The sequence below is a fragment of the Microbacterium sp. NPDC087589 genome, assembly GCF_044743635.1.
Classification (GTDB): domain Bacteria; phylum Actinomycetota; class Actinomycetes; order Actinomycetales; family Microbacteriaceae; genus Microbacterium.
Window position 1 is genome coordinate 94209 of the sequence record NZ_JBIUWV010000006.1, and the last position, 13630, is coordinate 107838.

The following is a 13630-nucleotide window of genomic DNA, read 5'->3' on the forward strand; positions in this document are numbered from 1 at the left end:
CGCCTTAAGCTGTAACCGTGCACGGTGAATTCAAGGTTCCAGGAGGAAAGCTCGTCGTCGTCGACCTCGAGGTCGAAGACGGCAGGATCGCCCGCTTCCGGCTCGCCGGCGACTTCTTCCTCGAACCCGACACGGCACTCGACGACATCGACCAGGCCGTCACCGGACTGCCGGTCGAGACGGATGCCACGGCGATCGCCGCCGCAGTGCGCGGTGCGCTGCCCGACGGCGCGCAGCTGCTCGGATTCACTCCCGAAGCCGTCGGCACCGCTGTGCGGCGGGCGCTCGTCACGGCTCCCGGGTGGAACGACTTCGACTGGGAGATCGTGCACGAGAAGGCGGTCTCGCCGCGCATGAACCTCGCGCTCGACGAGGTGCTCACCTCGCGGGTCGGCGAGGGGCGCCGTCGTCCGACGCTGCGCATCTGGGAGTGGGACCAGTCGGCCGTCGTCATCGGATCGTTCCAGTCGTACCGCAACGAGGTCGACCCCGAGGGCGCTGCCCGTCACGGCTTCGACGTCGTGCGCCGTATCTCGGGCGGTGGCGCGATGCTCATGGCCGCGGGGCAGATCATCACGTACTCGCTCTACGTGCCGGCATCTCTCGTGCAGGGCATGACCTTCGCCGACTCCTACGCCTTTCTCGACGACTGGGTGCTGCAGGCGCTGCGCTCGCTCGGCATCGACGCGATCTACCAGCCGCTCAACGACATCGCGAGCTCGTCGGGCAAGATCGGCGGAGCCGCGCAGAAGCGCCTCGCCAACGGGGGAGTGCTGCACCACGCGACCCTCTCGTACGACATCGACGGTCAGATGATGGCCGAGGTGCTGCGCATCGGCCGCGAGAAGCTCAGCGACAAGGGCACGACGTCGGCGGCGAAGCGGGTGGATCCGCTGCGCAGCCAGACCGGCCTCGCGCGGGCCGAGATCATCGAGCGCTTCAAAGACACGTTCCGTTCGCTGACCTCGGCGGAAGACGGCGCGATCAGCGCCGACGAGTACGCGGATGCCGAGGCGTTGGTCGAGTCGAAGTTCGCCACCGACGCGTGGCTGCATCGGGTTCCGTGACCGACCCCTCGCCTGCGCCTGCGCCTGCGTCTGATCCGGCGACGCCTGCTCCTGTCGTCCGCGGTGACGTCTCGATCATCCAGGGCGACAATCTGGCGGTCACGGCGACCCTGCCGTCGGCATCGTTCACGCTCGTCTACCTCGATCCACCGTTCAATACGGGGCGGACGCAGGAGCGGCAGGTCGTCACCGCCCGCCGCACGTTCACAACTCAGGATGAATCCGACGCAGACGGGGTGGTGCCCCCGGAATCCCGCGGGTCGGTCGCCGCTGCCGACCCAGCCTTCCTGAGTTCTGAACCGGCGCCCCCGGTTGCGGAGGTCCGGCACGGGTTCCACGGTCACGCGTACGAGCGGGTGCGGGGCATGCTGCGCACCTATGACGACCGCTTCGACGACTACGGCGCCTTCCTGATGCCGCGGCTCGAGGAGGCGTGGCGGCTGCTCGCCGACGACGGCACGCTCTATCTGCACCTCGACTACCGCGAGGCGCACTACGCCAAGGTCATGCTCGATGCGGTGTTCGGCCGCGACTGCTTCCTGAACGAGCTCATCTGGGCGTACGACTACGGCGCGAAGTCGCGGCGCCGCTGGCCCACCAAGCACGACACGATCCTCGTGTACGTCAAGAACCCGCGCGAGTACGTGTTCAATGCCGACGATATCGACCGCGAGCCCTACATGGCGCCGGGTCTCGTCACACCCGAGAAGGCCGCCCGCGGCAAGCTGCCCACGGACGTGTGGTGGCACACGATCGTTCCTACGACCGGCCGCGAGAAGACCGGATACCCGACGCAGAAGCCCGAGGGCATCCTGCGCCGCATCGTGCGCGCATCCAGCCGCCCGGGCGACCGCGTGCTCGACCTCTTCGCCGGCAGCGGCACGACCGGGGCCGTGGCCTCGGCCCTCGGCCGCGATGCCGTGCTCGTCGACGACAACCCCGAGGCGGTGCGCGTCATGACCGAGCGGATGCCGCACGCCGTGGTGTCGCGCGTCGGGGCATAGGCGGGCATCTTTCGACGCACCCGCGAATGTCGGATGCTCTGACTCCTCTCGCGGTATGACCAGTTATACTCTTCCCATGAAGACGGCGATCTCAGTACCCGACGGCGACTTCGCTCGTTTCGAACGCGTGGCTGCGCGACACGGCATGAACCGGTCGGAGTTCTTCCAGCTCGCAGGGCGACGGCTGGCCGATGAGTTGGAAGGCTCTTCGGACCTGACCCGTATCGCGAACCAGATCTTGGCTCAGGCCGATTCCGATGGAGACGATGAGTCGTTCGTGCGTGCCAACGAGCAGCGGCTGCGCGAAAGCACCGACTGGTGATCCGAAGAGGCGACATCGTCTGGGTCGACTTCGAGATTCCGCGAGGCTCGGAACCGGCGAAAGTCCGTCCGTCCGTCGTGGTGCAAGACGACTGGCTGCTCGATACGAACATCACTACCGTTCTCGTCGTGCCGCTGACCTCGAACACCGCTCTCGAGGGATTTCCCGGCAACGTGCTGGTGCCGGCCGCAGCGTCAGGTCTCGATCGCGACTCGGTGGCGAACGTCAGTCAGATCGGTCCGGTCTCACGTGAGTTCGTCGACACCTACCCGGCCGGCCACCTCGCGCCCTATCTGATGGCGCAGATCGGAACCGGCATCCGTCTCGTCTTGGGAGTCTGAGGCACGCGCTGCTTCACCATGCTCGCGAGCCGGCCGCAGGGGCCCGTCGTCATATGGCACCGGGTCTCGACAGCAGACCGCGAGCTCTGACCCTCGGTAGTGTGGTCGGGTGCTCCCTACCTGTGATTGATCGGTGACGGCGACCTCTGAGGTCGCTCTTCTCACCGATCATTTTCCTGACCGCGTTGACAGCGCGCTCTTTGGCTTGGAGTCACCCATCATGCAGTCCACCCGGACGGCACGTTATATCGACGTGCTTACATTGCCGCGAGTTCCCACAACCTTCGGGGCCGCACTCATCGGCAGGGGCGCCTACGCCCTCGTCTTCCTCCCTCTCTTCTATGCCGTCGCCGATGCCACTGGGTCAGTGGGTCTGGCCGGCATCGCGGTCGGCCTCTACGGTGCGGGTGCCAGCTTCCTCGCCCCAGTGCGGGCCTGGTGCATCGACCACGTCGGCGCCCGCCGTGTCCTCGTAGTGCTCGTCGTGATCTTCGGCGGCACGCTGGCGGCGATCGGCCTGTCAGCGCTCTTCGCGCCTCACGGCGGTGTGCTGATCGTGCTCGCGGCCGCTGCCGGCGCGTTCGCGCCACCGCTCGGGCCGACGATGCGGGTCGCATGGGGGAGGCTCACGCCCACCAGTGACCTTCTGAAGAAAGCGCTTAGCTTCGATGCAGTCGTCGAAGAACTGCTCTATCTCGGTGGCCCTGCCGCCATGGGCGTCGCTCTTGCTTTCATCGCGCCCGGAAAAGCCCTTCTCGTCCCTGCCGGGCTTGTGCTCGTGGGCGGTCTTCTCTTCGCGGTGAGTCCAGCAGTCGGAGACATGGAGCCTCAGGCTCGGGTCGTCGAGGGGCCTCGTCGCGACCGGCCGCTGGTTCTCGATCCTCGATTCGTAGGTGTCCTGATACCCACTCTTGTTGCGGGGGCGGTGTCGGGAAGCATCAGCGTGAGCGTCCCGGTCGTCGTCTCCGACGCAGGGGGCCCTGCGGCCGCGGGCATCGCACTGGGAATCTTCGCCGGAGGGAGTGCCGTCGGCGGGCTCCTCTTCGGAGCGCTTCGCATTCCCGGGTCACCCATCCGGCAGCTTCTCTTCCTGACCGCCGCGCTCGTCACGATCAGCTCACTCGTTGCCGTCGCAACTGGGGCCGTCTCGGTGACGATCGTGCTTGCCGCAGCCGGCCTGTTCTTCTCGCCCGTGATGATCGTGGCCTACTTCGCCGCTCACAGAGCCGGTGGTGAACACCGCCAGAATTCGGCGACGACCTGGGTCAACACCAGCCACAACATCGGAGCCTCGCTCGGCAGCGCCCTTGCGGGCATCGTCATTCAAGCCGCGGGCGTCCCCGCCGCCACGATAGGGATCGCCTCTGGTGCGGCCGCGCTGCTTGTCGCTAGCGCCGTGCTGGGGAGCGGCCGCACGACGACGAGTCGATGACTCACATGCGGGGTGGATGAACGCATCCGCCCCGCGTGTTTCCCTGCTGCGTCACGGGCAGGAGGCCCAGAGCTCTGGTGCTCGCCAACCGCAACAGGCGTCAGTGCGGTCCGTGCTGGTTCGTGTGAGCATGGCAGCGCGCGAGCAGGTCGGCGCGGCGTCTGATGGCGGCTTGGGCACTCTCCGTGACGCTGCGTCCCACGCTGCTCGGGGTGGTCACATCGAGATCGGGACGGGCGAACAGGACGTCGTAGAACGGAGCGAGAGTCTCGTCGGAGAACTTGAGCGTGCGACTGAGGGTCTGCAGCGGCGTGCCCCACCGACTGCCGCTGTCGGCGTTGATGTCGGCGCCTTCATCGATCAGGCGGGCGAGCAGAGGTGCTTCGGCGGTGAAATCGTGGGCCGTCGCGCTCAGCAACACGTGCAACGCGTTCACGTGACTCGCGGTCGCGGCGCTGGCATCAGCGCCGTCGTCGAGCAGTCGCGTGGCTATCGCGACCCGGCTGGCGGGGTCGCTATTGCGCAGAGCCCGCATCAGCAGTGTCGATCCGTCTTTCTCGGCCCACGTCGCGAGCGAGGGTTCATAGTCGGCGAGGAATTCGGCCTCGCTCTGGGTCGCGGAGAAGTAGACGCGGGGGTATGGCATGTTGTCGACACTAAGCGACGGGCGCGATCTGTGACGGGGACATGCGGGATGAGGATCGGCGGACGGGACACATCCCGGGCTGCCGTTCGGCGGGAGAGAGCCGCGGCGTGAGAGTGTGAGGGTCATGACCGAGTACGTCGAGGTGCAGACCGCCGCGGGGCGGATCCGGGGGCGGTGGCGCCCCACCACGGGAGGGCGAGGGGCTCCGCGATCGGCGGCCTTTCTCGGCATCCCGTTCGCCGAGGCGCCGGTCGGCGAACTGCGCTTCCAGGCTCCGGTGCCGAAGGCGCCGTGGGAGGGCGTGCGCGATGCGCTCGAGTTCGCCGCCACAGCGCAGCGGGGCGACCCGGGTGTGACGCTGATTCCCGAGCCGAGCGTCGAGGGGGAGTCGACGCTGAACGTCAACGTCTTCACGCCCGACCCCACGGCATCCGGCCTGCCCGTGCTGGTCTGGATCCACGGCGGCGGGTACTTCGCCGGTTCCCCCGCGAGCCCCTGGTACGACGGCCGCAACTTCAACCGCGACGGCGTCGTCACGGTCTCGATCTCGTACCGGCTCGGCTTCGACGGCTTCGGCTGGATCGAGGATGCGCCGTCGAACCGTGGCGTGCGCGACTGGCTGCTGGCACTCGAATGGGTGCAGCAGAACATCGCCTCGTTCGGAGGAGATCCCGGTCGTGTGACGATCGCCGGACAGTCCGCGGGAGGCGGAGCCGTGCTCACCCTGCTCGGCATGGAGGCGGCACAGCATCTGTTCCACGGGGTCTACGCGATCTCGGGAGCTCTCGGAGATGTATCGGCGCCGCGGGCCGAGAAGCTCGGGCGGGCGCTCGCCGCATCCGCAGGAGTGGCTCCGACCGTGGCCGGTCTCTCGACGGTGAGCGAGGATCGTTTGCTCGCCCTCCAGAAAAAGGCGACCCAGCTCGGACCGTCATCGATGACGACCATGATCGATGAGGGCCTGCCGCTCGGGCCGGTGATCGACGGTGACCTTCTCGCGCGATCGACCCATGAGTCGCTGCGTGCCGGTGTCGGTGCCGCCAAGCCGTTCGTCATCGGTGCCGCAGACGACGAGTTCACGATGGCGTTCACCGGCAGTGCCGGGAAGGCGCTGCGATGGGTGCCGCAGAGTGTGCTGTTGACCCGGCTCGGGCTGCCCAAGAGCATCCAAGCCGAGTATCTCGCCGCGAACGCGGATGTCGCCCGTCTCGGCAAGGCCCGTCTCGCAGGGCGTGTGCTCACCGACCGGATGTTCCGCGCCTCGGTTCCTCGCATCGCCGCCGCCCGGGGCGACGCCCCGACCTGGCTCTACCGGTTCTCGTGGCCGTCAGGGCACTTCGGCTTCGCGGAGCACTGCCTCGACGTGCCGTTCTTCTTCGACTGCCTCGATGGTCCGTCGATGGAGCCGTTGGCTGGTCCGAACCCGCCGCAGGAACTCTCCGACGACGTGCACGGCGCCGCCGTCGCGTTCGTCACGACGGGCGATCCGGGGTGGGCGAGGCATGAGGGGGATGCCGGGATCGTGCGCGTCTACGACCAGCCCACCGGCGAGGTCGCGGATGCGTATGCGTCGGTGCGGTCGTTGGTCTGACGTCGGGCGTCAAGAGTCGGTGCGGGTTGTCGGAGCAGCTGCTGGCGCGCCCCGCCGAAAACGCTGATGTCGGCCTTCGGGCGCATCGAGGTTCGCTTGTGTGCAGCAGCGATGGGAAGATGGAGCCATGACCCCGTCGAGGAAGCCCGCCGTTGTGCGCGGCTTCGCGGCCGCGTCGCTTGCGACGTTCGCAGCGCTGGCGGGTCACATGACGGGTGGCGGGCAGATGCCTGGTGCGCTAGGCATCGTGGTGCCGTGGATCTTCTCGTTCATGGTGTGTGTGCTCTTCGCTGGGCGAAAGCTCTCGGTGATCCGATTGAGCATCTCCGTCGCGATCAGTCAGCTCCTCTTCCACGCGCTGTTCGTACTCGGCTCGATTGAGCCCTCGGGAACGGCAGTTGGTCACGTGCACGGTGCGCCTCTTGTCTTGCCCGGCGGTACCGATCTGACAGGGGCTGTAGTCGCAGACGGGACGATGTGGGTCGGGCACCTGCTGGCTGCGATCGTGACTGTTCTCGTCGCGCATCGTGGTGAGCGGATGTTGCTCGCTCTGCGTGAGCTCGCAAGTCAGGTCGTTCGCTGGGTCCGTCGTCGAGTGGATGCCGCGCTGGCATCGCCCGCGTTGACCGACGTCCGAGACCTCGGCTTGGCGGTCGACATCTGCCGCCCTCTCGCATCGAGGATCCTGGCGACGCTTCGGGGCCGGGCTCCGCCTAGGGCCCGCGCGATCTGATCCGCACCGGCTTCCGTCTGTCGCCGGTGTGTTCCCGCTCGGGTGCATCTGCGCGCTCCGGGCATTGTGAACGACCGTTGGCGTCGCCTGTCGGCGCCTGACGAGAGGCTTCCTCATGTCTGCACTGCGCCGTATCGGTGCGGGGCTGGCGCTGGTCCTGATCGCCGTGCTGGCGACCGCGGTACCGGCGTCCGCCCATGACCAACTGACCTCCAGCTCGCCCGCGGAGGGCGAGGTTCTGGCGACCGCCCCGCCAGAGATCGTGATGACGTTCTCCGGCGAGCTGCTCGTCCTCGATGCGTCGATGACAGGCGCCGTCGTCATGGTCGTCGATGCATCCGGGCACGACTGGGCGTCGGGAGAGATCGACGTTCAGGGAAACACTGTGACGGCGCAGCTCGCGCCGGGCATGCCAGTGGCGGGCTATCAGGTGCGGTGGCAGGTCGTCTCCGAGGACGGGCATCCGATCTCCGGGTCGATCCCGTTCACGATCGGCGACGCTGCTCCGATGGTCACGGCCGGGAGCAGTGACGGTGCCGCGGATATTGACGCAGTCACCCCAGCGGAAGATCAGATCGCAGACGACTCGAGCAGCCCGGTCCGGGTTTTGCTCATCGGGGCGGGCGGCGCAGCAATCGCTGCGGCCGGCTTCGCCCTCTATCGATTCCTTCGTCGCCCGAAGGCGACAGCCGTACCGCCGGAGTCCGGCGATGACGCGGCAGAAACTCTGTGAAAGGCACTACACGATGAACACTTCCAAAACCCTCCCTCGCGCCGCGGCACTGCTCGCTGTCTCGCTTCTCGCACTGACCGGCTGCGCCGCAACAGCTGCTCCGGCATCCGAGGACTCCAAGCCCGCCGGCGATGTCGTGACGATCGAGGACGCGTGGGTGAAGTCCGCCCCAGACGGCATGTCCGCCGGCTTCGGGATGCTCGAGAACACCGGCGATGCGGACGTGACGGTCGTCTCCGTCGAATCCGATGTCTCCCCGATGATGGAGTTGCACGAGACGGTCGAGAACGAGGCCGGCGAGATGGTGATGCGCGAGATCGAGGGGGGATTCGTGATCCCCGCCGGTGGTGAGCTGGCGCTCGAACCGGGCGCGAACCACATCATGCTGATGGGTCTCAAAGGCCCGCTCGTCGCCGGGGATGAGGCGACGTTCACGCTGACGTTCTCGGACGACTCGACGTATGAGTTCACCGCTCCGGTGAAGGACTATTCGGGTGCGAACGAGAACTACGAGGAGAGCGACGACGAAGGCATGGATCACTGATGCCAGCGCCCGCTGAGGGCGCGCGCACCGGTCCCGGTCGGTCGACCCGGCGACAGTTCCTCCTCGGAGGGGCTGTTGCCGGGATCGGCGCGGCCGCGGCGATCGGCGCGGACTACGCGCTCAACCGCTCAAGCACTGAGGAGAACACGGCGCCCTCGACGCCCATGAACGGCGATGAGAAGGTCCCCTTCTTCGGAGCGCACCAAGCCGGCATCGACACCGCCGCGCAAGCACACGGGGTCTTCCTCGGACTGGATCTGAACGACGGCGTCGACGCGGCAGCGTTGGTGCGCCTCATGCGGATCCTCACGGACGATGCCGCCCGCCTGACCCAGGGAAGACCGGCATTGGCCGACTCGGAACCCGAACTCGCGCTGTCACCGGCTCGACTGACCATCACCTTCGGGTTCGGTCCCGGGCTCGTCGCCCGAGCTGGCGCGGCTGGTCCGGGCTGGCTTGCTCCGCTTCCTGCGTTCGGGATCGACCAACTGCAGCCGAAGTTCTCCGACGGGGATCTGCTGCTGCAGGTGAACGGTGACGACCCGCTCACGGTGGCTCACGCGACGCGCATGCTCCTGAAGGATGCACGCGGCTTCGCAACGATCCGGTGGACGCAGCAGGGATTCCGGCGCGCGTACGGGACCGAGCGACCCGGGACGACGATGCGGAACCTCTTCGGGCAGGTCGACGGTACGACCAACCCGGAACCGGGGACGAGGGACTTCGACCAGGTCGTCTGGGCGGAGGACGGCTGGCTCGCCGGCGGCACCGGGGCCGTGATCCGCCGCATCCGGATGGACCTGGACAAATGGGACCGCCTCGACCGGAGCGGACGCGACGCGTCCGTCGGACGAAGCATCGCCAATGGGGCGCCGCTGACGGGAACCAAGGAGTTCGACGAGCCGGACTTCGAGGCGAAGACCGCCATCGGTTTCCCGGTGATCCCGCAATTCGCCCACATCCGTCGCGCGCGCGGCGATGACAGCGAACGCATCTTCCGCCGCGCCTACAACTACGACGAACGACCCGTGGGGGCGGAAGTCTCCGAGTCGGGGCTCATCTTCGTCTCCTACCAGGCCGACATCGAACGCCAGTTCATCCCGATGCAACGGCGGCTCGACGAGCTCGACCTGCTCAACGAATGGACCGTGCCCCTCGGCTCCGCCGTCTTCGCGATCCCGCCCGGATGCGCCGAAGACGGCTTCATCGGCGACTCCCTCCTCTCCTGAAAGCACCACCATGACTGCAACCACCACCGAACCCGCCCCGCACGCACCACCCACCTTCACCCCGACGCGTCGTCGAGGGTGGTTGGGGCCGCTCCTGCTCCGACTGCACTTCTATGCCGGCATCCTCGTCGGCCCGTTCATCCTCATCGCCGCCATCAGCGGCGCACTCTACGCGCTCACCCCACAGCTCGAGCAAGCCGTCTACGCCGAGCAGCTCCACGCACCCAAGACCGACACGACGCTCACTCTCGCCGCTCAGATCGAGGCTGCCGATAACTACCGCGGCGACTCCTCCGGGCTCTTCGCCGTGCGACCCGCCCCCGAGCCCGGCGACACGACCCGGATCATGTATGCCGAAGACGGCCTCGGACCCAGCGAATCCCGGGCCGTGTTCGTCGACCCCGGCACCGGCGAGATCCGCGGCGACCTCGTCGTGTACGGCACCAGCGGCTCCACGCCGCTGCGCACCTGGATCAGCAACCTGCACCGCAACCTCCACCTCGGAGACGCCGGACGGCTGTACAGCGAACTCGCCGCCTCTTGGCTCGGGATCGTCGCCGTCGCAGGACTGGCTCTGTGGATCATCCGAATTCGCAAAGCGCGCGCCAAGAAAGACTTCGTGCGCCCGAACCCTACCCACAAGGGCTACCGCGGCCTCTTCGGCTGGCACACCAGCATCGGAATCTGGGTGATCCTCGGCGCCCTCTTCCTCTCCGCCACCGGCATCACCTGGTCCCAGCACGCCGGCACGAACGTCAGCAACCTGCGTGCCGCCCTCGACTGGGGAACTCCCTCCCTCAACACCGCTCTCGGTGGAGAGACACCAGCAGCCGACGATCACGCCCACCACCACGGTGCGGAGTCCGCGCCGACTGGTGCCGCCAACCCTGCCACCTTCGATGCCGTCCTTGCCATAGCACAACGTGAGAACGTCAACACCGGACAGGTCGAGATCTCACCGCCCGCCGAACCGGGAACCGCCTGGAAGATCCGCGAGATCAAGAGCAGCTTCCCCACCGAAGGCGACTCCCTCGCGATCGACGGCACCACCATGCAGGTCGTCGACCGGATCGACTTCGCAGACCTCTCCCTGCCTGCGAAGCTCGCCAGCTGGGGCATCAACATCCACATGGGCGTCATGTTCGGACTCGCGAACCAGATCGTCCTGTTCCTCGTTGCCATCGGGCTCGCTGCGATGGTCGTGCTCGGCTACCTGATGTGGTGGAAACGCCGCCCGGCGCGCGACACCAGCAAACTCGTGGGAAGCCCGCCGCGGCGCGCTCTTCGCGACGCACCCTGGTGGGGCATCGCGACCGTAGGAGCGGTTGCACTGCTGGTCGGGTTCTGGCTCCCACTCGTCGGATGGACCCTCCTCGCATTCCTCGTCCTCGACACCGTCATCAGCATCACCGCCCGGCGACGATCGAGCACTCGCTGACCTCCTCCATCTCCCTGCCCCTTAGCCTTCGCAAAAGGGGCAGGGAGATGGAGAAAGCGCGGGCAGACTCCCTTCCTGCTTCGGGCGCGAGCCACACCGGCGGACATCAACTAACCGGCAGGGACGTGGCGGCAACCAACGGGACGATCACCACGCTCTCACTATCGGCCAAGCCCGGCACGGGGGGACAGCTCGGGGACTTGCTGGTGTCCGAACGAGACATCGACATCAGCACAGGACAGATCGTCGGAATCCGGGAGATACACCCGCACCGCTCAACGAGTCTCGTTCCAGCGGGAGTCCCCTGGGTATCGTGGCGGATTGATGTCACCGTCGTAGACCGAGCTCCCGCACCATAGCCCTGTCCAGCGAGGTGCTAGACGGTACTCTCGCCGTCTGGCCCGCGAAATCTGTCGTCACCTTGCCACGGGCGAACGGAATCAATGTGTCTCTGCGACATCAGCCGGAACCCCCTACTGTTCGGTGGTGACGGCGAGCGTGTGCGGCAGCCGCTGCAACGCCGATATCTGGACCGCACCGCAAACGATCGTTTCCGGCGGCGGCCTCAGTTGTACTGCAAACAGTCCTCGTAGCCACGGGGGATGAGGTTCGAGCCGTCGCGCACGAGCTCGAAGCACCTTGGGTCGCCGGAACCGCTGTCGATGCCGAACGCGATCGTCATCTCGCCCTGTTGGCCGGATGCGAAGCCGCCTCCACCGCAGTCGGGCACTTCTGATAAAAGCCAGAAATTCTGGATCTCCACGTTAAGCGTCCAGGTTCCGGTGCAGCTAACCGTTTCCGATGAGCCCGAGCCGCTCGAATCACCAAGAGCGACCCACTTCGGCATGTCTGTCATCTCGAAGGTGCCATCTTCGCTAACTGTGATCCGACCAGCTGCGTGTGTCCATGTGCCGACGAGATCCGTCGGTTCTTCGGCGTTCGGGTAGCTGTCAAAGAACACTGTGCACCCGGCAAGAATGAACCCGGTTGACGCGAGAAAGACGGCAAGGAGGAGCGAGGTGCAACGCGAGCGAGCGCGCATAGTCGAACGCTAGCAAAAGCCCGGCAGAGCGCAACGACAAGCGCTGCGGCATCGATGCGGCGGGCATCCGCATGATCCATCACTTATCGAGCCGAGGCGAATATCGGAGGTCCACTGACTGGAAGCCCTTGCCGAAAGTGGTTTGCTGCCCGCGTTTGCGATGCGGCTGTACGGCGATTCATCGCTCGACCGCCGCGAACGATCGTGTCCGGCAGGTCGATCTAAAGACACCGTTGAGCCGGGCCAAGCGCGGGTGCACCCCGGTAGCGGGTGCTAGTACAGGGGAGGTGGCGTAGCCAGCACCGCGATCAGCATCCCCAGCACGAGGACCAGGCTCAGTCCCACGACGCTCCATACCGTGGCACGCCGTTCGCGCGTCGGGCGGTCGCCGCGTAGCCCAACGGGTACGGCAGATAGCAGCAGAACGAGCCAGACGACAAGCGCGATGATGCCCATCCCGATGCCGATCGCCCGCTCGGTGTCATCCGAATCGGAGTACTCGATGACCGTGACGCCCGGACCTGCCCAACTGAGGCCTGGGCCCGCCAAGCTGAGGCCGGCTGCGCCGAGCATGAGATTGCCGAAAAGCCCGATAATCGTCGCTGCGATGGCGAGGGAGACACTGCCGACGATCCGCACGGCACCATATTGCCAGGCGACGGGCACGTCATCCCAACGCCTAGCCATCCGCCGTCCGAGGCGTTCGGAGTCGTGCCCAGCGTCAGGAGAAGAGCTGGCGAAGCGCGTCGAGGTCGCCCGAGTCGACCACCTTCTGGACGGCGTCGATGGTCTCCTGGGTCGCGAACATGCCCTTGAGCGTGTCGTTCCAGATCGCCCGCACGGTGTCCACGTCACCCGCGTCAACTGCCCTGCCCGCCGATTCGATCGCCTGCTGATAGGGAATCTGCTGGAACCCAGAAGGTGCATCATGAGGGCCGTAGTACGGCACCCAGGGAAGGTCGGGGTTGGGGGTGAGCCAGAGCACCTGCCCGGGCTGGATCACGCGCACGTGGTTCATCGAGTCGAGGGCCGGGTACGCGCAGAGACGTTCAGCGATCACAGCCTGGACGTCGCCGGGCTCAACGGTATAGGTCACGGGAGTGCCGTCAGCATCCGAAGACACCTCGCCTTGCGCGAACTCTCGTGCGCCGAGATCTCGAAGAGTCCCCTGGCGCTCCCAGTACAAGCCACCGCCGTCGCCGTAGACCTCAGACATGCCAGCGCAGGTTTCCGGCTCGGCAGGTTCCGGCGTCGGCGGAGCCTCGGCAGCCGGCTCAGCGACAGCCGTGAGATCGGACGCCTTGGGCGTCTGAACTGCCGCTGGTGCTGTGGCTGTGCACCCGGCCAACGCGGCAGCCGTCACGGCGAATACGACGAGTACAGGGGCGAGCTTGTGTATGCCGGACATGACGCAATCCTGACAGACCGGTTTCAGCTTCAGGACGTAATCCAATCGGGCACGCATCGGTGCGGCTGGTGCTCAAGCGACACGACGCATCGTGAATCCA

At 66.7% G+C, this 13630-nt stretch carries 15 protein-coding genes; 11 read left to right on the forward strand and 4 right to left on the reverse strand.

Translation table 11 applies throughout. The features are described from left to right. The first annotated feature begins 17 nt into the window (after positions 1–17). From ACIOU8_RS13415 to ACIOU8_RS13435, 5 genes are all read left to right on the forward strand, one after another. A complete protein-coding gene (locus tag ACIOU8_RS13415; protein WP_400790316.1) occupies positions 18–1067 on the forward strand; it encodes a lipoyl protein ligase domain-containing protein in 1050 nt (349 codons plus the stop codon). Then, positions 1064–2071, forward strand: coding sequence for a DNA-methyltransferase (locus tag ACIOU8_RS13420; protein ID WP_400790318.1), 1008 nt, complete (start codon positions 1064–1066; stop codon positions 2069–2071). The genes ACIOU8_RS13415 and ACIOU8_RS13420 overlap by 4 nt, the downstream gene beginning before the upstream one ends. A gap of 76 nt (positions 2072–2147) precedes the next feature. Beyond that, a complete protein-coding gene (locus tag ACIOU8_RS13425; RefSeq protein ID WP_400790321.1) occupies positions 2148–2393 on the forward strand; it encodes a CopG family transcriptional regulator in 246 nt (81 codons plus the stop codon). Further along, positions 2390–2734, forward strand: coding sequence for a type II toxin-antitoxin system PemK/MazF family toxin (locus ACIOU8_RS13430; protein WP_400790324.1), 345 nt, complete (start codon positions 2390–2392; stop codon positions 2732–2734). The genes ACIOU8_RS13425 and ACIOU8_RS13430 overlap by 4 nt, the downstream gene beginning before the upstream one ends. Positions 2735–2954: 220 nt before the next feature. Then, positions 2955–4166 (forward strand): MFS transporter, encoded by a 1212-nt coding sequence (locus ACIOU8_RS13435; RefSeq protein ID WP_400790327.1) that lies wholly within the window; start codon positions 2955–2957, stop codon positions 4164–4166. Between the two features lie 100 nt (positions 4167–4266). Here ACIOU8_RS13435 and ACIOU8_RS13440 read toward each other — a convergent pair whose 3' ends face one another. After that, positions 4267–4812, reverse strand: a complete 546-nt coding sequence (locus tag ACIOU8_RS13440; RefSeq protein ID WP_400790330.1) for a hypothetical protein — start codon at positions 4810–4812, stop codon at positions 4267–4269. A gap of 124 nt (positions 4813–4936) precedes the next feature. Between ACIOU8_RS13440 and ACIOU8_RS13445 the strand changes: the two genes are divergently transcribed. From ACIOU8_RS13445 to ACIOU8_RS13470, 6 genes are all read left to right on the forward strand, one after another. Continuing rightward, positions 4937–6403: a carboxylesterase/lipase family protein gene (locus tag ACIOU8_RS13445; protein ID WP_400790332.1), complete on the forward strand. Its 1467-nt coding sequence runs from the start codon at positions 4937–4939 to the stop codon at positions 6401–6403. Positions 6404–6530: 127 nt separating this feature from the next. Further along, entirely contained in the window at positions 6531–7136 is a 606-nt protein-coding gene (locus ACIOU8_RS13450) for a hypothetical protein (RefSeq protein ID WP_400790335.1), read from the forward strand. A 115-nt stretch (positions 7137–7251) separates the two neighbouring features. Then, on the forward strand, positions 7252–7869 hold the full coding sequence (locus tag ACIOU8_RS13455; RefSeq protein WP_400790338.1) for a copper resistance protein CopC: 618 nt from the start codon (positions 7252–7254) through the stop codon (positions 7867–7869). A 13-nt stretch (positions 7870–7882) separates the two neighbouring features. After that, positions 7883–8413 (forward strand): copper chaperone PCu(A)C, encoded by a 531-nt coding sequence (locus tag ACIOU8_RS13460; protein ID WP_400790341.1) that lies wholly within the window; start codon positions 7883–7885, stop codon positions 8411–8413. After that, complete coding sequence (locus ACIOU8_RS13465) at positions 8413–9642, forward strand: Dyp-type peroxidase (RefSeq protein WP_400790344.1); 1230 nt, start codon at positions 8413–8415, stop codon at positions 9640–9642. Before ACIOU8_RS13460 ends, ACIOU8_RS13465 begins: the two co-directional genes overlap by 1 nt. A gap of 10 nt (positions 9643–9652) precedes the next feature. Next, positions 9653–11080 (forward strand): PepSY-associated TM helix domain-containing protein, encoded by a 1428-nt coding sequence (locus ACIOU8_RS13470; protein ID WP_400790347.1) that lies wholly within the window; start codon positions 9653–9655, stop codon positions 11078–11080. Positions 11081–11645: 565 nt separating this feature from the next. On the opposite strand, the gene ACIOU8_RS13475 is transcribed toward ACIOU8_RS13470, so the two are convergent. From ACIOU8_RS13475 to ACIOU8_RS13485, 3 genes are all read right to left on the reverse strand, one after another. After that, on the reverse strand, positions 11646–12122 hold the full coding sequence (locus ACIOU8_RS13475) for a hypothetical protein (protein WP_400790349.1): 477 nt from the start codon (positions 12120–12122) through the stop codon (positions 11646–11648). 273 nt (positions 12123–12395) lie between these two features. Continuing rightward, positions 12396–12809: a hypothetical protein gene (locus ACIOU8_RS13480; RefSeq protein ID WP_400790351.1), complete on the reverse strand. Its 414-nt coding sequence runs from the start codon at positions 12807–12809 to the stop codon at positions 12396–12398. A 34-nt stretch (positions 12810–12843) separates the two neighbouring features. Next, on the reverse strand, positions 12844–13338 hold the full coding sequence (locus ACIOU8_RS13485; protein WP_400790354.1) for a hypothetical protein: 495 nt from the start codon (positions 13336–13338) through the stop codon (positions 12844–12846). Positions 13339–13630 lie beyond the last annotated feature (292 nt).